The organism is Nonomuraea sp. NPDC050227 (assembly GCF_044459705.1).
GTDB lineage: Bacteria > Actinomycetota > Actinomycetes > Streptosporangiales > Streptosporangiaceae > Nonomuraea.
The window spans coordinates 1,274,990-1,292,365 of the sequence record NZ_JBITJF010000001.1; the positions used below are offsets into that span (position 1 = coordinate 1,274,990).

Sequence of the window (17,376 nt, forward strand, 5' to 3'; positions counted from 1 at the left end):
GCGAGGAGGGCCTCGTGGGCCAAGCGCGCCTCACCGCACCGCCAGAACCGCCCTTGCCGGCGCAGCACGAATCGGGCGCGAAGGCAGGGGATGCCTGCCCTACGCGCCCGATCGGGGCGGTTGCGGGTTATTTGCGGTTGTAGAGGCGCATGGTCAGGGTGCCGAAGATCGCGATGAGGAGGACGGACGCGATCAGGACCCAGGTCAGCTCGCCCATGTCCGGGGTGCCGGCCATCAGCGAGCGGACGGCGGCCACCAGACGGGTGATCGGGTTGACGTTGACGAAGATCTGCAGCCAGCCGGGCATCGTGGCCGGGTCGACGTACACGTTGCTGAGGAAGGTCAGCGGGAACAGGACGAGCATGCTCACGCCCATCACCGACTTCTCGCTCCGCATGAGCAGGCCGAACATCGTCCACACCCACGAGAAGGCGAAGGAGAAGCCGAGCAGCAGCACGATCCCGGCCAGCACGCCCGTGACGCCCCCCTGCGGACGGAACCCCAGGACCAGGCCGACGGCGAGGATGACCGTCGAGGCCAGGGTGTAGCGCAGGACGTCGCCGAGCAGGTAGCCCACCATGGTCGAGGGACGCCAGATCGGCAGGGTGCGGAAGCGGTCGAACACCCCCTTCTCGATGTCCTTGTTGACCTCCACCCCGGTGTACATGGTGATCATCACGACGCTGCTGACCATGATGCCGGGCAGCAGGAACTGCAGGTAGTCGGTCGGGGAGCCGGCCAGGGCGCCGCCGAACAGGTACGTGAACATCAGCGTCATCATGAGCGGGAACGCGGTCACGTCGAAGAGCTGCTCGGGCACGTGCTTGATCTTCAGGATGGCCCGCCAGCCGAACGTGACCGACGCCGACCACGCGCTCGGCCGGGGCGGCTTCACCCCGGGGGCCAGGACGGTGCCGAGCACGTCGGCGGCGGGGGAGTAGGTCGTGGCGGTCTCGGTGGTGGCGGTCATGCTGCGGCCTCCTGCGCGGTCGCGGACTCGGCGGTCTCGGTGGCGGGGTGGTCGGTCAGGGCGAGGAAGACCTCGTCGAGGCTGGGCTGGCCGAGGGAGAAGTCGTCGACGACGATCCCCGCCTCGGCCAGGCGGCCGAGCGCGCGCGAGGCCTGCTCGGCGGCGGCGGCCTCGCGGCCGTGGCCGGTGATGCGGGCGGTGAGCGACACGGGGTCGGCGTCGAGATAGACGGGCGCGTCCAGGATCTGGGACAGCAGCCGTTCGGCTTCGGGACGGGTGGCGGGATCGCGCAGCCGCACGTGGACCGAGCCGGCGCCGACGGACGACTTGAGCTCGCCCGGCGTGCCCTCGGCGATGACCCTGCCGTGGTCGATGACCGCGATGCGGCCGGCCAGGCGGTCGGCCTCCTCCAGGTACTGGGTGGTGAGCAGCACGGTGGTGCCGTGGGCGACGACGATGCGGACGATGTCCCAGACCTGGTTGCGGCTGCGCGGGTCGAGGCCGGTCGTCGGCTCGTCGAGGAAGAGCAGGTCAGGCGTGTTGAGGATGCTGGCGGCGATGTCGATGCGCCGCCGCATGCCGCCCGAGTACGTCTTGACCTGCCGTCCCGCGGCCTCCGTCAGGCCGAACGCCTCCAGCAGCTGCGCCGCCCGCTCCCGGGCGGCCGGCTTGCGGTGGCCGAGCAGGCGGCCGAGCAGGACCAGGTTCTCGGCGCCGGTCATGTCCTCGTCGACGGAGGCGTACTGGCCGGTCAGGCTGACGCGGCCGCGTACGGCGTCGGCCTCGCGCACCACGTCGTGTCCGAACACGGTTGCCTCGCCGCCGTCCGGCCGCAGCAGCGTGGCCAGCATGCGGACGGCGGTGGTCTTGCCCGCGCCGTTGGGGCCGAGCACGCCGTAGACGGTGCCGGCCGGCACCTCCAGGTCGAGGCCGTCCACGGCGCGGTTGTCGCCGAAGACCTTGACCAGGCCGGAGGTCTGTATCGCCAGGTCTCGCATGGGTGTTCCTCTCATGAGCAGTACGGCTGGGCGCGCCGGGCGTCGCGCAACGCCCGGCCCCACCAGGTGAGCTGGTCGAGCATGGCCGCGACCGCACGCGCGCGGTCGTCGGTGTCGTACGGTTCGCCGCTTCCGGCCACGTCGTCGCCCAGCAGGTCGAGGCCGACCCAGTCGCGCATCGTCACGACGTGCAGGGCGGAGAAGACGGTACGGAGCTGCTCGACCGCGTACAGACCGGAAGATCCCGAGCCGTAGGCGACGAAACCGGCCGGCTTGGCCTGCCATTCGTCGTAGGCGTAGTCGATGGCCTGCTTGAGCGAGGCCGGGAAGCTGCGGTTGTACTCGGGGGTGACGACGGCGAAGGCGTCGGCCTCGCCGACGGCCGCGGTGAAGCGGCGCATCGAGGGGGTGCTGCGCTCCGGGTAGCGGTCGGGGAAGGCGTAGTCGGCCAGGTCGAGGAGGTCGACCGCCAGGTCGGGACGGTCGCGGGCGCGGCCGGCGAACCACTTCGCCACCGTCTCGCCCATCCGCCCGACGCGGGTGCTCGCGATGATCACCGCGAGGCGGAGCGGTGCGGCGCTCCCGCCGGCGGTGTCGTCCCTGCCCGTCATCGTCCACCTCCCTCGGCCCGTTCCGGGCTCTCACCAAGGAGGCGCGAGACGGCCGCCAGACGTCCGCTAGACGGGATCTAGCGGGACGTCAGGCGGCCGGTCTGAGCACGTAGCCGACGCCGCGCAGGGTGTGGATCATCGGACGGCGGTCCGCGTCGATCTTGCGGCGCAGGTAGGAGATGTACAGCTCGACGATGTTGCCCTGGCCGGCGAAGTCGTAGGCCCACACCCGGTCGAGGATGTGCGCCTTGCTGAGCGCGCGTCCCGGATGGCGCATGAGCAGTCGCAGCAGCTCGAACTCGGTCGGGGTGAGCCGGACCTCCTGGCCGGCCCGCCGTACCTGGCGGGTCTCCTGGTCCAGGGTGAGGTCGCCGACGGACAGGGCGTCGGCCGAGCGGCGCAGCAGGCCGTGCAGCCTGATCACGACCTCGTCCACGCCGAACGGCCGCATCACGTAGTCGTCGGCGCCCGCGCGCAGTCCGAGCGACGGGTCGGGCAGGGCGTCCGGCGCGGTCAGGAAGAGGACCGGCACGCCGGGCAGCGCGGCCCGCAGCCGGGGCAGGAAGCGGCCGCCGCCCTTGACGTCCAGGACGATCGCCCCCGGACGGAACCCGCGCACGGCCCTGACCGCCTCGCCGCCGCCCAGGCTGCGCACGTCCCAGCGGCGCATCGCGCGGGAGAGGGACGCGCCGAGCGGGTGCTCGTCCACGACGAGGACGGCGTACGAGTCGCGCGCGGATCCGGGCGTGACGGTCGGACCGGTCGGGTGCATGCCGGAAACGATGCCGGTCGCGCATGAGGTTTGTCTGAGGACCGCTTGTGACGCGCATGAGGACGCGCTTGTGACGCGCATCTGACGCGCATGAGGACCGCTTGTAACGCGCAAGACGCGCTGGTGACGCGCTTCTGACGCGCAGGAGGCCCCCGGGAACAGCGGAAGGGCCCGGCCGCAGCCGAGCCCTTCCCATCCCTTGAAGCGCGATCACCGTTCCTGCCGCTACCCGGAATGTGCGGCTTATCACTTACCCGAGTCGGTTCTATGACTAGACCTTGACTGCGGTTGAGGTTCTAGGCTGCCTTTCATGAGCGGAATTCTGGTGACCGGCGCGACCGGCAACGTGGGCAGGCATGTCGTCTCCTCCCTGGCGGAGGCGGGACACGAGGTGCGGGCGCTGGTCCGCGACCCGGCCCGGGCGGTGCTCCCGGACGGCGTCGAGCCCGTACGCGGCGACCTGGCCGACCCCGGCAGCCTTGAGCCCGCCCTGCGCGGCGTCGACCGGGTGTACCTGATGTGGCCCGGCATCCCCGTGGACCCCCGGGTGGTGACCACGGTGGCCGGACGGGCCGAGCAGGTCGTGTACCTGTCGGCGGACGTGCCCGACCTGGCGGACGGCGAGCCCGCCACGATCTACCACCAGGAGATCGAACGGCTGATCAGGGCGTCCGGGACGCGGTGGACGTTCGTCCGGGCCATCGACTTCGCCACGAACACGCTGGCCTGGGCGGCCCAGATCCGTCAAGGAGTGGTCCGGCTCCCGTACGGAAAGGCCGCCAGATCGCTGATCCACGAGCGGGACATCGCGGACGTCGTCGCCCACGTGCTCACCACCCCCGGCCACGACGGCGCCAAATACCTGATCACCGGCCCCGAGTCGATCACCCAGGAGGAACTGGCGCGGACCGTCGGCGAGGAGATCGGCCGCGAGGTGCGCTGGGCGGACCTGCCGCCGGAGATCGCCCGCGAGCAGCTGACGGCCGCCTGGGGGGATCCGGCGTTCGTCGAGGCCCGGCTCAGGGCATGGGAGTCGTTCACGCACACCCCGGAACGCGTGACCGGCACGGTGCCGGAGCTGCTGGGCCGGCCCGCGCGCACGTTCCGCTCCTGGGCCCGCGACCACGCCCCGGACTTCCTCGCGGCCTGAAGCCCGCGCCACCGTGACGCTCGGGGGCACTCCAAGAGGGGGCGCGCCAGGAGGGGGCGCGCCAGGAGGGGGCGCGCCAAGCGGTGGGGTGCGCCAAGAGGCCGCGGCGCGCCTACGCGGTCAGGCTCACCGCCGCGATGGTCTCGCCCATGTCGTCGAGCAGATCGGCGACCACCGGGCCGGTCTGCAGCCGCCAGGCGAGCGCCTGCAGACCGTGTCCCGGCACCGGCACCTCCCGCCCGCCCAGCCTGACCGTCTCCACCTCGGCCGACAGCCGCAGCAGCCCGTAGGCCACCCACCGTTTCGGCCGGGGGAACCAGCGGCCCGCGTTGGTGTCGAAACGCCCGTTCTCGTCGGTCAGCCCGTGCTCCTTGAGCACCGAGACGCCCTGGCGGTGGGCCAGCAGGTCGTCGCTGCGCTCGGCGGACATGCTGTCGCCGGCGCGCAGTGCCCAGCGTCCGCGTCGGAACGACAGCAGCCAGACGTCCACCCAGGACAGGCCGAAGCCGTCCAGGCGGGCGAAGGCGGTCGCCGCGATCCGGTCGCCGACGTACAGGGAGGCAGGGGTGAAGCGGAAGCGTCCGCTCAGGTTGCCGGGAAGGGACCTCGGCAGCCCGTGATCGATGAGTCGCAGGCTCTCGACGGCGGGGTTGTACCCAAAATCATGAGTACGTTCCACAGGCTCACCATACACACGGACGGCCCGCATGAAACGCGCGCTTTGTTCCTTATAGAGGAATGATGATGCTCATGGACCGAATTGAAGCTTCTGACCGCCGCCGGGCCCTGGTGCTCGGGGGCGGCGGCGTGGCCGGCATCGCCTGGGCGACCGGCGTGCTGGCCGGGCTGGCCGACGAGGGCGTGGACGTACGGGACGCCGACCTGATCGTGGGCACCTCGGCCGGCTCGGCGGTCGGCGCCCAGGCTCGCAGCCGGCTGACCGTCGAGGAGCTGTTCCAGCGACAGGTCGATCCCGCGCTGCAGGCCAGGGAGATCCCCGCGGTGTTCGACGCGGCCTCCTTCGCGGCCGCCCTCCAGGGCATCCTGACCGGCGCCCACGACCGGGACGAGCTGCACCGGCGCATCGGCGCCTGGGCGCTGGAGGCCCCCACGGTCGGCGAGCAGGAACGGCGTGCGGCGGTGGCCTCGCGGCTGCCCGAGACCGACTGGCCGGAGCGCCCGCTCGTGCTGGTCGCGCTCGACGCGGCGACCGGCGAGACCCGCCTGTTCGACCGGGCGTCCGGGGTGGGCCTGGTGGACGCGGTGACGGCCAGTTGCGCCGTGCCCGGGGTCTGGCCGCCGGTCACCATCGAGGGCCGCCGCTACGTCGACGGCGGCGTGCGGTCCAGCGACAACGCCGACCTGGCGGCGGGCTTCGAACGGGTGCTGGTGGTCTCGCCCCAGCCGCCCGGCGCCCCCGCCTCCCCCTGGACGTCGCTCGAACAGGAGGTGGCCCTGCTGCGCAAGGAGGGCTCCGCGGTCGAGGTCGTCAGCCCGGACGAGGGGGCCGTCGCGGCCATGGGCGCCAACCCGCTCGACCCCGCCGTACGGTCACCGGCGGCCCACGCCGGCCGCGAGCAGGGCCGGCGGGTGGCCGCCGTCGTCCACAGCCTGTGGATCTAGCCGGCCGCGGCGCGCTCGGCGAGCGGGCGGCGGCGCAGCGCCGGGTCGGTCAGTGACGCGGGACGCCACGCGCCGTCCGGCTGGTACATGTCACGGCCCGGCGGGACGATCTCGTCGATCCGGTCGAGCGCGGCGTCGTCGAGGGTGAGCGCGGCGCCCTTCAGCAGGTCGTCGAGCTGCGCCATCGTGCGCGGCCCGGTGATCACCGAGGTGACCGCCGGGTGCGCGGCGGCGAAGGCCACGGCGAGCTGGGGGAGCGTGCAGCCGAGGTCGTCCGCGAGCTCGACCAGCTGCTCGACGGCGTCGAGCTTGGCGGCGTTCTCCGGGATCGACGGGTCGAAGCGGTGGGGGGTCAGCGCGGCCCGGCCGGTGGTCAGGTCGATGTCGCCGTTCTTGCGGTAGCGGCCGCTCAGGAAGCCCGACGCGAGCGGGCTCCAGGTCAGGACGCCCATGCCGTACCGGCGGCAGACGGGCAGCAGGTCCTTCTCGATGCCGCGGGCGAACAGCGAGTACGGCGGCTGCTCGGTCCTGAACCGGTGCAGCGCCCGCCGCTCCGACACCTGGTGAGCCTCGACGATCTCCGCCGCCGGGAACGTCGAGCAGCCGAACGCGCGGATCTTGCCCTGCCGCACGAGGTCGGTCAGCGCCGACAACGTCTCCTCGATGTCGGTCGTGTGGTCGGGCCGGTGGATCTGGTAGAGGTCGATCCAGTCGGTGCCGAGCCGCCGGAGGCTCTGCTCGACCTCCTTCATGATCCACAAGCGCGAGTTCCCGGACCGGTTCGGGCCCTCGCCCATCCGGAAGTGCACCTTGGTGGCCAGCACGACGTCGTCGCGGCGGCCCTTCAGCGCCTTGCCGACGATCTCCTCGGACTCGCCCGCGGAGTACATGTCCGCCGTGTCCACGAAGTTGACGCCCTGGTCGAGCGCGGCGTGGATGATGCGGGCGCAGTCGTCGTGGTCGGGGTTGCCGACGGCGCCGAACATCATCGCCCCCAGGCAGTGGACGCTCACCTCGATGCCGGTGCCGCCGAGTACGCGGTAGCGCATTGTCATAGTCCGCGACTCTAGGACCTGGAGTCCACTCCACCTCAAGGGCTCGGCGGCAGGTGTGACAGTGGCGTCCAGGGGCACCGGAGGCGGATGGGGATGGTGACGGTGTCGTCCTGGCGCGAGCTGGACGACGCGATCAGCGCGGCCGGCCACGCCGGAGGCCCGGCCCAGGCGCACTCGACGCTGGTCTTCCGCGGCCTGGCGAAGAGCACGTACTCGCACGTGCACAGCCTGGCGCGGCTGGCGGGCGACTACGCCACCCTAGAAACCCACTTGATACGAAATTTTAGGAAATACGCTCACAGAGCCGCCCCTGGCCCTTCCGTCTGGGACTGGCTGGCCCTCGGCCAGCACCACGGCCTGCCCACCCGCCTCCTGGACTGGACGTTCTCCCCGCTGGTCGCGCTGCACTTCGCCACGGCGTCCTGGCCCGGGGACGACGCCGTGCTGCTGGCCGTCGACTGCGCGGGCGCGCACCGCCTGCTGCCCGAGCCGCTGCGCGAGGTGCTCGACGGCGAGGGCGCGCTGCTGTTCAGCACCGAGATGCTCGCCGAACGCGCCGCCGGTCTGGCCGGCTTCGACGCGCTCGGCCGCGACCGCCCGTTCGTCGCCTTCTTCGAGCCGCCGTCGCTGGACGAGCGCATGGTCAACCAGTCGTCGGTGTTGTCGGCGATGTCGGGGGCGAGGTACCAGCTCGACGACTGGCTGGCCGAGCATCCCGGGCTGTGGCGGGGCTGGTCGATCCCGGCCGGGGTCAAGGTCGAGATCCGGCGGCGGCTCGACCAGGCCGGGATCACCGAGCGGGTGCTGCTGCCCGGCCTCGACGGGCTGGCCGAGTGGCTGCGCCGCTACTACTCCCCGGGCAGCGTCGACGTGCCGGCCGGCGGCTCCAGCATGTCCGGGCCCGAGCGCCTCGGCCAGCAGGAGGGCCGCATGAACGACTGACCGCTCACCCGGGCAGCGTGCCGCGCACGGCGTCCTCGGTGCGGCCGATCACGGCGCGCCCGTCGTCGGCGGTGATGATCGGCCGCTGGATCAGGATCGGGTGCGCGGACAGCGCGGCGATCCAGCGCTCGCGGGCGTCCGGGTCGCGCGGCCAGGCGTCGAGGCCCAGCTCGGCCGCGACCGGCTCGCCCGTACGGGTGATGTCCCACGGCTCCAGCCCGAGCCGGGCCAGGACGGCGCGCAGCTCGTCCGGCGACGGCGGGTCCTCCAGGTAGCGGCGGACCTTGTAGTCGGCCGATTCGGCGTCGAGGATCGACAGGGCCGAACGGCACTTGGAGCAGTCGGGGTTGATCCAGATTTCCATGACGCCGAGGCTCTCACGCCGGGGCGCCCGGCGCGGGTCAGCCGGCCGATGAGTCGAGCCGGGCCTGCAGGCCGTCGAGCACCCGGTCGAGGCCGTAGCGGAAGTCCTCCTCCCGGACGCGCTCGGGGTCGTCGAACCCCTTGGCCGCGTACTCCGCCCGCATCCACGGGTGGTCCTCGAACGCCTGCTCGGCGGTCGGCCGCACGGCGTCGATCCACTCCTGCTCGGTACGGCCGCTGCGGGCCAGCGTCGACAGGTACGCCGCCTCGGCGATGGTCACGCCGATCACGTACGCCAGCACGGTGTTGACCGCCCGGTCGGCCTCGCCGGGGACGAACCCGGCCGAGTGCGCCAGCGCCAGCAGCTCCTCCGAGCGCCGCATCACGTTGGGCCCCAGGCTGGTGAGCCCGACCTGGCCGAGCACGGACGCCATCCACGGGTGGCGCAGGATCACCGCCCGCAGGCTGTGGGCGGACACGGCGAGCCCGTCACGCCAGCCGCCCGCCTCCTCCACGGACGGCACCCGCAGCTCGCCGTAGACCTCGTCGACGACCAGCTCGATCAGCTCGTCCTTGTTGGCGACGTGGCGGTAGAGGGAGGTCGCGCCCGCGTCGAGCCGGGTGCCGAGGCTGCGCATGCTCAGCGCCTCCAGCCCCTCTTCGTCGAGCAGCTGGACGGCCTCGGACACGATCCGGTCGAGGCTGAGCGCGGGCCGCTCCCGCTGCCGGCGCTGACGGACCCAGACCGACGGGACGGGCGGCTGCGATGCTGGCATGACCCGAGCCTAGCGCACAGTGTACGCATCCGCGAACGCCTGCTTGCGTACATCTCTTTCGTGTGCGTACAGTGTGCGCATTCCGAGAGCGACGTACGCAAGTCGAAGGGGAGAAACCCAATGAACCGCCGCTGGTGGATCCTGGTGGTGTTGTGCCTCAGCACATTGGTGCTGGTCGTGGACAACATGGTGCTGACGGTGGCGGTCCCGCCCCTGGCGGCCGACCTGGGCGCCGACGCCCAGGACCTGCAATGGATCCTCGACTCCTACATCCTGGTCTTCGCCGGCCTGCTGCTGACCGCCGGCAGCCTGTCCGACCGCTACGGCCGGCGCCGGGTGATGATCATCGGCCTGGCCCTCTTCGGCGCCGCGTCCCTGCTGGCCGCCTACGCCGCCGATCCGGCGCAGCTCGTGGCGGCCCGCGCCGCGATGGGCGTCGGCGGCGCGTTGATCATGCCGAGCACGTTGTCGATCCTGATCACCGTGTTCGACGAGGCCGAGCGCCGCAAGGCGATGGCCGTCTGGAGCGCGGTGGCCATGATCGGCATGATCGGCGGCCCGGTCCTGGGCGGCGCGCTGATCGCCTGGTTCTGGTGGGGCGCGGTGTTCCTGATCAACGTGCCGGTCGCGGTGCTCGCCATCGTCGCCTCCCTGCTGCTCATGCCCGAGTCGAAGGGCCCCTGGACCAAGCCCGACCCGCTGGGCGTGATCCTGTCGGCGACCGGCATGTCCGCCCTGGTGTGGACGATCATCGAGCTGCCGCACGGCGTGTCCTGGCCGGCCCTGGCTCTCACCGTGCTCTCCCTGGCCGGCTTCGTGATCTGGGAGCTGCGCACGCCGCACCCGATGGTCCCGCTCGCCCTGTTCCGCGACCGCACGTTCAGCGGCGGCAGCTTCTCCCTGACCCTCGTCCAGATCGGCAACGGCGGGCTGCTGCTCGTGCTCACCCAGTACCTGCAGTACGTGCTCGGCTACACGCCCACCGCGGCCGGGCTGGCGTTCCTGCCGATGGCGGTCGCCTCGCTGCTCTTCAACGGCCTGGGCGCGAGCCTCGGCGCCCGGCTCGGCAACCGTCCGATGATCGTCACCGGGCTGGCCGTCTGCGCCGCCGGGTTCGGGCTGCTCGCCATGGTCTCCTCCGGCAGCGGCATCCTGCTCACCGGCACGGCCCTGTTCGTGATGGGCGCGGGCGGCGGCCTGGCGATGCCCGCGGCCATCGCCGCGCTGATGGGCACCATCCCGCCCGAGCACGCCGGCGTCGGCTCGGCGCTCAACGACACCATCCAGCAGGCCGGCGCGGCGCTCGGCGTGGCCGTCCTCGGCAGCGTCCTGGCCGGGGCCTACACCCGGGGGATGCCGGCGGGCGCGCCCGAGGCGGCCCGGCGCTCGATCGGCGACGCGCTCGCCCTCGGCGACGCCGGTCTCGCCCAGGTGGCCCGCGAGGCGTTCACCTCGGCCATGTCGGCCGCCTTCGCGATCAGCGCGGCAGGGGTGGTCGCCGCCGCCGTCCTGGCGCTGGTCGTGATGCGCGGCGAACGCAAGCCGGCGCAGGAACCGTCCCTCACCGCGACCCACTGAAAGGAAGACCCCCATGAACGACGCCCCCGTCACGCTTCCGGTCACCCGCCCCGCGGGCTGCCCCTTCGACCCGCCCGCGGGCCTGGCGGAGCTGCGCGAGCAGGCGCCCGTCACCCCGCTGGACTTCCCCGACGGCCACCGCGGCTGGCTGGTGACCGGCCACGCCGAGGTCAGGGCGGTGCTGGCGGACCGGCGGTTCAGCTCGCGCTACGAGTTCCTGCACCACCCGACGGCCGCGATCGGCCCGCTGCCGGCCGCCCCGCCCGGCGACCTCACCGGCCTCGACGCGCCCGAGCACACCCGCTACCGCAGGCTGCTCACCGGCAGGTTCACCGTCCGCAGGATGAACCTGCTGACCGAACGCGTGCGGCAGATCACCGCCGACCACCTGGACGCCATGGAACGCCTCGGCCCGCCCGCCGACCTGGTACGCGTCTTCGCCCAGCCCATCCCCGCGCTGATGATCTGCGAGCTGCTGGGCGTCCCGTACGCCGACCGCGACGCCTTCCAGCACCACGCCGCCGCACTGGCCGGGGTGGACACCGACGAGCAGGAACAGCTGGCCGCCTACGCCGAGCTCCAGCGGTACATGGACGGCCTGATCGAGGCCAAGCGCGACCGGCCCGCCGACGACCTGCTCGGCGACCTGACCGCCACCGACCTCACCGACGAGGAGCTGGCCGGCGTCGGCACCTTCCTGCTGGCCGCCGGGCTCGACACGACCGCCAACATGCTCGCGCTCGGCACGTACGCGCTGCTCAGCGACCCTGCCCAGCTCGACGTGCTGCGGGCGGAGCCGGAGCGGGCGGCCCAAGCCGTGGAGGAGCTGCTGCGCCACCTCACCATCGCCCACACCGGCGTCCGGGCCGCGCTGGAGGACGTCGAGCTGGCCGGCCGGCTGATCAGGGCGGGCGAGTCGGTCGTCGTGTCCCTCTCGGCCGCCAACCGCGACCCCCGCAGGTACGCCGACCCCGACCGCCTCGACCTGCGCCGCGACGCGACCGGCCACCTGTCCTTCGGCCACGGCATCCATCAGTGTCTCGGCCAGCAGCTCGCCCGGGTGGAGCTGCGCACGGCCCTTCCCGCGCTGGTCACCCGCTTCCCCGGCCTGCGCCTGGCCGTCGCGCCCGAGGAGGTGCCGGTGCGCGCCGGCACCGACATCCACGGGGTGCTCAGTCTCCCGGTGCGGTGGTGAGCGCACGGACTATCATCGTGATCATCCTGGCCGGGTACCACTGCGCGTCACCGAGGCGAAAGGACCGCCATGTCCGGGGAGACCAGCAGGCGAGAGCGCACCGAGGTCGTCGTCGTCGGAGCCGGTCCGGCCGGGCTGACCCTGGCGAGCCTGCTCCGCCAGGCCGGCGTCGAATGCGTGGTGCTCGAACGGCAGAGCCGCCCGTACGTCGAGCAGCGTCAGCGCGCGGGCATCCTCGACCACCACGGCGCCCGCGTCTTCGAGGAGTGGGGCCTGGCCGACACCGTCCTGGCGGGCATGCCGCAGGAGACCAGGTTCGAGTTCCGCGTCGACGGCGAGCGGCGCTTCCTCGACGTCCCCGCGATCACCGAGGGCCGGACGGGCCGGCTCGTGCCGCAGCAGGTGCTCGTCGGCAGGCTGCTGGCCCGCCTCCTCGAATCCGGCGGCGACCTGCGGTTCGAGGCGGCCGAGGTGACCCCGCGCGGCGTCGGGGGGGCCGCGCCGACGGTCGCCTACCGCGACGCCGACGGCGTCACGCACGAGATCGCCTGCTCCTACGTCGCCGGCTGCGACGGCCACCACGGCGTCAGCCGGGCCGGCGTGCCCGCGCACGCCCTCACCACCTACTCCCACGACTACGGCATCGGCTGGCTGACGGTGCTCGCCGACGTCCCGCCGCCGGGCTATCCGCTCATGGCGATCACGGCCCACGGGTTCGCCGCCCACTTCCCGCGCGGCCCGCGGGCCAGCCGCTTCTACCTCCAGTGCACCCCCGACGCCACCGCCGCCGACTGGCCCGACGAGCGGATCTGGGCCCAGTTGCGGCTGCGCCTGGCCGACGACGGCCTGCCGGACGGCCCGATCGGGGAGAAGGCGTTCGTCGAGATGCGCAGCCACGTCGTCGACCCGATGCGCTACGGCCGGCTCTTCCTGGTGGGCGACGCGGCCCACATCATCACGCCCATGGGCGGCAAGGGCATGAATCTGGCGGTCGCCGACGCCGACGTGCTGGCCCGCGCGCTGCGCGCCGCCCTGCGCGAGGGCGACGAGGAGCCGCTGGCCGCCTACTCCGCCACCTGCCTGGAACGGGTGTGGCAGCACCAGGAGTTCTCCCGCTGGATGACGGAGATGACCCACGAGGCCGGCGACGAGACGCTGGCCGGGCCGTTCCGCCGCCGGCTGGCCAGGGCGCGGCTCGACCGGCTGTTCACCTCGGGCCCGGCGGCCCGCGCCTTCGGCGACATGATGGCGGGCGGCTGACGAGTTGACTTGAACCGCGGTTCAAGTACGACGATCGTCCCCATGAGGATTCATCACCTGAACTGCGGATCCGTACGGACGATCGAAGCCACCTACGACGGCCCGCCCGCCGTCCCCGCCGTGAACCACTGCCTGCTGGTGGAGACCCCGGCCGACGGGCTCGTGCTGGTCGAGACGGGCCTCGGGCTCGGCGATGTGCGCGACCCGGCCGGCACGCTGGGCGCCGACTGGGTGGCCATGGCCGAGCCCGCGCTGGAGGAGGAGGAGACCGCCGTACGCCAGGTCGCCCGGCTCGGCTACCGCCCGGACGACGTGCGCCACGTCATCGTCACCCACCTCGACGTCGACCACTGCGGCGGGCTGCCCGACTTCCCCGGCGCGCGGGTGCACCTGCTGGCCGCCGAGCTGGAGGCGGCGCTGGCCGAGGCCCCGAGCTACCGCTACCGCCCGGCCCACTGGGCGCACGGCCCCGACTGGGTGACCTACACCCCGGAGGCGAACGACGACTGGTTCGGCTTCGCCTCGATCAAGCCCGACGGGCTGCCCGAGGACATCAGGCTGGTCCCCCTCGGCGGGCACACCGCCGGGCACACCGGCGTCGCCGTCCGTGAGGGGGACCGCTGGCTGCTGCACTGCGGCGACGCCTACTACTACCACCGCGAGCTGCAGCCGGACCCGCATCCGCACCCGCTGATGGACGTCGTGCAGACCCGCTCGGAGGTCCATCACGACCTGCGGCTCGGCACCCAGGCCCGGCTGCGGGAGCTGGTTCGGGACCACGGCGACCAGGTGAGCGTCTTCTCGGCCCACGACCCGTGGGAGCTGGCCGCCGCGGTGGCCGGTTGATCAGACGCGGTCGGCCGCGATGAGCAGGTACTGGAAGCTGCCGTTCTTGTAGGCGTCGAGGAAGGACTGCTCGATGCCCGTGGCCAGGTGGGTGCGGGCACGCAGCTCCCAGTACGGGATCGTGGCCGCCGTCAGGTCGACGACGCTGACCGGGACCAGCCGGTTGGCCGCCATCTGCTCGAAGTACGTGCTGCGGGGGTGGATGTCGCAGATGTAGTGGGCGTTGATCTGGCTGACCGCCCGGGACGGCAGGCCGTAGGCGTCGTTGTAGCAGCCGGTGACGCAGACGTACCGGCCGCCCCGGCGCAGCAGCCGGGCGTGCTCGGCGAACAGCAGGGACAGCTCGACGTACATGGTGCTCTCGTTGTTCCAGCTGGCCTGGAACGATCCAGTCTCGAAGCCGGTCTCCAGCATGTTGCGGAAGTGGAAGCGCACCTTGTCGTCGACGCCGCGCTTCTTGGCCTGGTCGTTGGCGAAGGCGACCTGCGACTCGGAGATGGACACGCCGTCGACCTCGCAGCCGTACCGCATGTTGACCAGGAGGCTGCTGCCGCCGCGGCCGGAGCCGGCGTCGAGCACCCGGTGGTGGGGTTCGAGCGGGCCGAGATGGCTGATCAGCAGGTCGGCCTGGGCGGTCTCCAGGCGGTGGAGCTCCTTGACGATGCGGTCCTCGCGGGTGTCCTCGGGGCCGTCGAGTACCGTCCAGTTCACCTCGCCGATGCCGTAGTGGTGGTGGTACAGGCCGTCGACGTCGCCCAGGCGCAGGTTGACCGGGTTCTTCTCGGCGTTCCAGTAGCTGGCGACGGAGTGCTGGTAGTGGCTCGTGAGGACGGGGGACTGGGTGTTGACGGTCACCTGCGAAGAGCTCCTTTCCGGCCGGGGGCGGCCGGTCGTCATGAGTGGTAGCGGCTGCTGCTGCCGTGCCATTCGAGGCAACCGGCCATCCAGCCCTGGGCGCCGCGCAGGAATCGCTGCAGTTCCACGGACGGAACGGCGGCGAGCTCGCGCTGGCTGGTCTCGAAGCCTTTGACGAAGTCGTTGTGCAGCGCGACGGCGCGTTCGGTGGCCTCGCGCGTGGAGCACTTCTCCTCGCCCGCGATGAGCAGGACGACGTTGGAGTCGGGCAGCTCGTCGGCCGCCTCCCGCGCGACGGAGTGGAGGTCGTTGACGATGACGCTGGCCGTGCCGGCCTGCATGAGCGCGGTGTGGAAGCGCCGGTCGTAGAACAGGTTGGCGGGCAGCTCGTAGGCGGCGACGACGTCGATGAGGGTCATGGAGGTGTAGAAGCTGTCGTGCTGCCGGGCCGCGAGGTAGCGCCAGACGGGCGGCGGGGTCTCCAGGTAGCGCCAGGCGGCGTAGGCGGTCCAGCTCACGTACATCTGGAAGGTGGTGTTGCAGGCCCGCATGACCTGCGACGGGGTGCCGTGGCGGGACAGGTGGCCGGTGGCCGAGCGCAGGGCGACCAGCACGGGGTCGGCCTCGATCGCCTCTTCGAGCTGCTCGGTGTACACACCCGCGGGCGGGGGCGGGTCCATGGCCGACATGACGAGCGCCAGGCGCGGCGGCAGCTCGGTGGGGCTCGCGCCGAGCTCGGTCTCGTCGGCGTAGTAGTCGTCGGCCGCCCACCAGGCGGTGTTCATCTGCGCCGCGATCAGCAGCAGGTCGGGGTCGTCGCTGTCGGGGTGGGCGAGCATCGCCAGCCGGCCGAACCCGGTGGCGGCGAACTCGTCCATGCGCCCGGCGTGCAGGCCCACCTTCTCGGCCCACGCCACGAGCCGCCGGTCGACCTCCGCGCCGAGCGCCGGGTCGTCGCGGACCGTCTCGGGGCAGTAGAGCGGCGGGTAGGAGCCGTCACCCCACTCCCGCTCGACGTAGGGAACGGGCGCCGGGAGCTGCCGCGGCGCGGGGATGGGCGCGGGGGGTGCAGCGGGGGCCGGAAGGTGGAGCGCGGAGGTTCCGAGGCCGGTGGGGCCGGTCGGGAGCCGCGGGACCGCGGCGTACTGGGGCATGGCGCGCCTCTTCCCTGAGGAGGAGCAGGACATTACCGAAAGTAGTTATTCAGCTACTAAAAGTAGAGTAGCCAATCGGTAATGAGAGCCTTACCCTCCGGGGGGCGCACTCTGCCGGTCAGGGCCTTGTGTGCAGGCTTTCGAAGTCGTCGAGGTTCTTGCGGTAGAAGGCCAGGTCGTCCTCCAGCTTCGCCCGGGTCAGGCGCTGCGGCTCGGTCTCGCGCACGGCTTGGCCCAGGTCGCTCCAGAAGGCGTCGGGCGGCAGCTCGGCGGCCTCCGGCGGGAAGAACTTCAGCGCCTCGGCCAGGGCGTCGGCGGCGAAGCGCCAGCCGGTCGCCACGGCGTCGTACCGCTCGGGGGAGGCCGGGCCGGCGGCGTAGAACAGGCCCTCCTCCAGGGCCCGGCTCGCGTACGTGGTGGCGATCAGCACCCACTGGCCGGGGTCGAGCAGCTCCGACAGGCCGGTGCCGAACGTCGCGCCGGTCTCCCTGGCCGCCCGCTCGGCCTCGACGGGGACCTCGACCTCCACGTCGCCGAGCCGCACCCGCAGGCTCTCGGCGTCCTGGTCGACGGTGGCCTCGCGCGAGGCGCCCGGCGTGCCGGAGTGGGCCACCAGGTCGATGTAGACGTACGCCTCGACGAGCGAGCGCCCCAGACCCTGCTCAGGCATACTCACCCGCCAGCGCCTGGTAGGTGTCGCGGACGACCAGCAGCCGGTCGAGCTGGAACCTGCCGGGCTCGGCCGCGCGCACCCCCTGTCCGCGTTCGGACCAGAACCCGTCGTCGGGCACCGCGTCCGCGCCCGCCGGCACGAACTTGACGACCTCCTCCACCGCCGCGGCGGCGATCCTCAGCGTGCGCAGGGCCTCGGCCCGGTCGGCCACCGGCACGTCGCTGGCCGTCAGGTCGGCCACCCACAACCACTCGCCCGCGTCGAGCAGCTCCGACGGCTCGGGGCCGCCGAACGTCGGGAACCCGGCGGGCAGCACCGGACGCTCCGGCAGCCCGAACACGAACTCGCGCGGCGTGCCGCACTCCTCGCACGGGCCGAAGTAGCGGTTGACCAGCTCGCCCTCGACGTCGATCAGCCCGTTGCGCCAGGTCGTGTCGGTGGACCCGCAGGCGCAGGGGTTGAGGTCGAGGTAGAGATGCGCCTCGTCCCTCGTCCGCGCCACCGCGAAAGCCATAGCCGTCCTCTCCTCGGGGTTCCCATCATGCCCGACGTCCC

At 72.4% G+C, this 17,376-nt stretch carries 18 protein-coding genes and 1 pseudogene; 7 read left to right on the forward strand and 12 right to left on the reverse strand.

Annotated elements, in window-relative coordinates:
- Positions 1-127: 127 nt before the first annotated feature.
- The 4 genes from ACIBK9_RS06560 to ACIBK9_RS06575 form a co-directional block, all read right to left on the reverse strand.
- Complete coding sequence (locus ACIBK9_RS06560) at positions 128-970, reverse strand: ABC transporter permease (protein ID WP_387681723.1); 843 nt, start codon at positions 968-970, stop codon at positions 128-130.
- Positions 967-1,968 carry an ATP-binding cassette domain-containing protein gene (locus tag ACIBK9_RS06565; RefSeq protein WP_397155682.1) on the reverse strand — a complete coding sequence of 334 codons (1,002 nt, stop codon included), beginning with the start codon at positions 1,966-1,968 and terminating at the stop codon, positions 967-969. The genes ACIBK9_RS06560 and ACIBK9_RS06565 overlap by 4 nt, the downstream gene beginning before the upstream one ends.
- 11 nt (positions 1,969-1,979) lie before the next feature.
- Positions 1,980-2,579 (reverse strand): NAD(P)H-dependent oxidoreductase, encoded by a 600-nt coding sequence (locus ACIBK9_RS06570; protein WP_357983749.1) that lies wholly within the window; start codon positions 2,577-2,579, stop codon positions 1,980-1,982.
- An 88-nt stretch (positions 2,580-2,667) separates the two neighbouring features.
- The gene (locus ACIBK9_RS06575) at positions 2,668-3,351 is read right to left on the reverse strand and encodes a response regulator transcription factor (protein WP_397155684.1); all 684 of its coding nucleotides are present in this window, start codon (positions 3,349-3,351) and stop codon (positions 2,668-2,670) included.
- 310 nt (positions 3,352-3,661) lie between these two features.
- Between ACIBK9_RS06575 and ACIBK9_RS06580 the strand changes: the two genes are divergently transcribed.
- On the forward strand, positions 3,662-4,501 hold the full coding sequence (locus ACIBK9_RS06580) for an NmrA family NAD(P)-binding protein (protein WP_397155685.1): 840 nt from the start codon (positions 3,662-3,664) through the stop codon (positions 4,499-4,501).
- 112 nt (positions 4,502-4,613) lie between these two features.
- Here ACIBK9_RS06580 and ACIBK9_RS06585 read toward each other — a convergent pair whose 3' ends face one another.
- Positions 4,614-5,180, reverse strand: coding sequence for a hypothetical protein (locus ACIBK9_RS06585; RefSeq protein WP_397155686.1), 567 nt, complete (start codon positions 5,178-5,180; stop codon positions 4,614-4,616).
- A 71-nt stretch (positions 5,181-5,251) separates the two neighbouring features.
- On the opposite strand from ACIBK9_RS06585, the gene ACIBK9_RS06590 reads away from it, so the two are divergent.
- Positions 5,252-6,124: a patatin-like phospholipase family protein gene (locus ACIBK9_RS06590; RefSeq protein WP_397155687.1), complete on the forward strand. Its 873-nt coding sequence runs from the start codon at positions 5,252-5,254 to the stop codon at positions 6,122-6,124.
- Here the strand turns inward: ACIBK9_RS06590 and ACIBK9_RS06595 are convergent.
- Positions 6,121-7,179, reverse strand: a complete 1,059-nt coding sequence (locus ACIBK9_RS06595) for an aldo/keto reductase (protein ID WP_358296361.1) — start codon at positions 7,177-7,179, stop codon at positions 6,121-6,123. The genes ACIBK9_RS06590 and ACIBK9_RS06595 overlap by 4 nt on opposite strands.
- 87 nt (positions 7,180-7,266) lie before the next feature.
- Between ACIBK9_RS06595 and ACIBK9_RS06600 the strand changes: the two genes are divergently transcribed.
- Positions 7,267-8,121 carry an FRG domain-containing protein gene (locus tag ACIBK9_RS06600; protein ID WP_397155688.1) on the forward strand — a complete coding sequence of 285 codons (855 nt, stop codon included), beginning with the start codon at positions 7,267-7,269 and terminating at the stop codon, positions 8,119-8,121.
- A gap of 4 nt (positions 8,122-8,125) precedes the next feature.
- Here ACIBK9_RS06600 and ACIBK9_RS06605 read toward each other — a convergent pair whose 3' ends face one another.
- Together ACIBK9_RS06605 and ACIBK9_RS06610 are read right to left on the reverse strand one after the other, a co-directional pair.
- A complete protein-coding gene (locus ACIBK9_RS06605; protein ID WP_352320574.1) occupies positions 8,126-8,485 on the reverse strand; it encodes an arsenate reductase family protein in 360 nt (119 codons plus the stop codon).
- Positions 8,486-8,522: 37 nt separating this feature from the next.
- A complete protein-coding gene (locus tag ACIBK9_RS06610) occupies positions 8,523-9,260 on the reverse strand; it encodes a TetR/AcrR family transcriptional regulator (RefSeq protein WP_397155689.1) in 738 nt (245 codons plus the stop codon).
- A 120-nt stretch (positions 9,261-9,380) separates the two neighbouring features.
- Here ACIBK9_RS06610 and ACIBK9_RS06615 point away from each other — a divergent pair, with 120 nt between their 5' ends.
- From ACIBK9_RS06615 to ACIBK9_RS06630, 4 genes and pseudogenes are all read left to right on the forward strand, one after another.
- Positions 9,381-10,838: an MFS transporter gene (locus tag ACIBK9_RS06615; protein ID WP_397155691.1), complete on the forward strand. Its 1,458-nt coding sequence runs from the start codon at positions 9,381-9,383 to the stop codon at positions 10,836-10,838.
- A 13-nt stretch (positions 10,839-10,851) separates the two neighbouring features.
- Complete coding sequence (locus ACIBK9_RS06620; RefSeq protein WP_397155693.1) at positions 10,852-12,033, forward strand: cytochrome P450; 1,182 nt, start codon at positions 10,852-10,854, stop codon at positions 12,031-12,033.
- A 42-nt stretch (positions 12,034-12,075) separates the two neighbouring features.
- Positions 12,076-13,293 (forward strand): annotated as a pseudogene (locus tag ACIBK9_RS06625) (4-hydroxybenzoate 3-monooxygenase); the annotation flags it as partial.
- 42 nt (positions 13,294-13,335) lie between these two features.
- Complete coding sequence (locus ACIBK9_RS06630) at positions 13,336-14,139, forward strand: MBL fold metallo-hydrolase (RefSeq protein ID WP_397155695.1); 804 nt, start codon at positions 13,336-13,338, stop codon at positions 14,137-14,139.
- Here ACIBK9_RS06630 and ACIBK9_RS06635 read toward each other — a convergent pair whose 3' ends face one another.
- From ACIBK9_RS06635 to ACIBK9_RS06650, 4 genes are all read right to left on the reverse strand, one after another.
- Positions 14,140-15,036, reverse strand: coding sequence for a geranyl diphosphate 2-C-methyltransferase (locus ACIBK9_RS06635; protein ID WP_397155697.1), 897 nt, complete (start codon positions 15,034-15,036; stop codon positions 14,140-14,142).
- A complete protein-coding gene (locus ACIBK9_RS06640; protein WP_397155699.1) occupies positions 15,033-16,148 on the reverse strand; it encodes a family 2 encapsulin nanocompartment cargo protein terpene cyclase in 1,116 nt (371 codons plus the stop codon). The genes ACIBK9_RS06635 and ACIBK9_RS06640 overlap by 4 nt, the downstream gene beginning before the upstream one ends.
- A gap of 118 nt (positions 16,149-16,266) precedes the next feature.
- On the reverse strand, positions 16,267-16,818 hold the full coding sequence (locus ACIBK9_RS06645; protein ID WP_397155701.1) for a hypothetical protein: 552 nt from the start codon (positions 16,816-16,818) through the stop codon (positions 16,267-16,269).
- Positions 16,811-17,335, reverse strand: a complete 525-nt coding sequence (locus tag ACIBK9_RS06650; RefSeq protein ID WP_397155703.1) for a hypothetical protein — start codon at positions 17,333-17,335, stop codon at positions 16,811-16,813. The genes ACIBK9_RS06645 and ACIBK9_RS06650 overlap by 8 nt, the downstream gene beginning before the upstream one ends.
- Between the last annotated feature and the right edge of the window lie 41 nt (positions 17,336-17,376).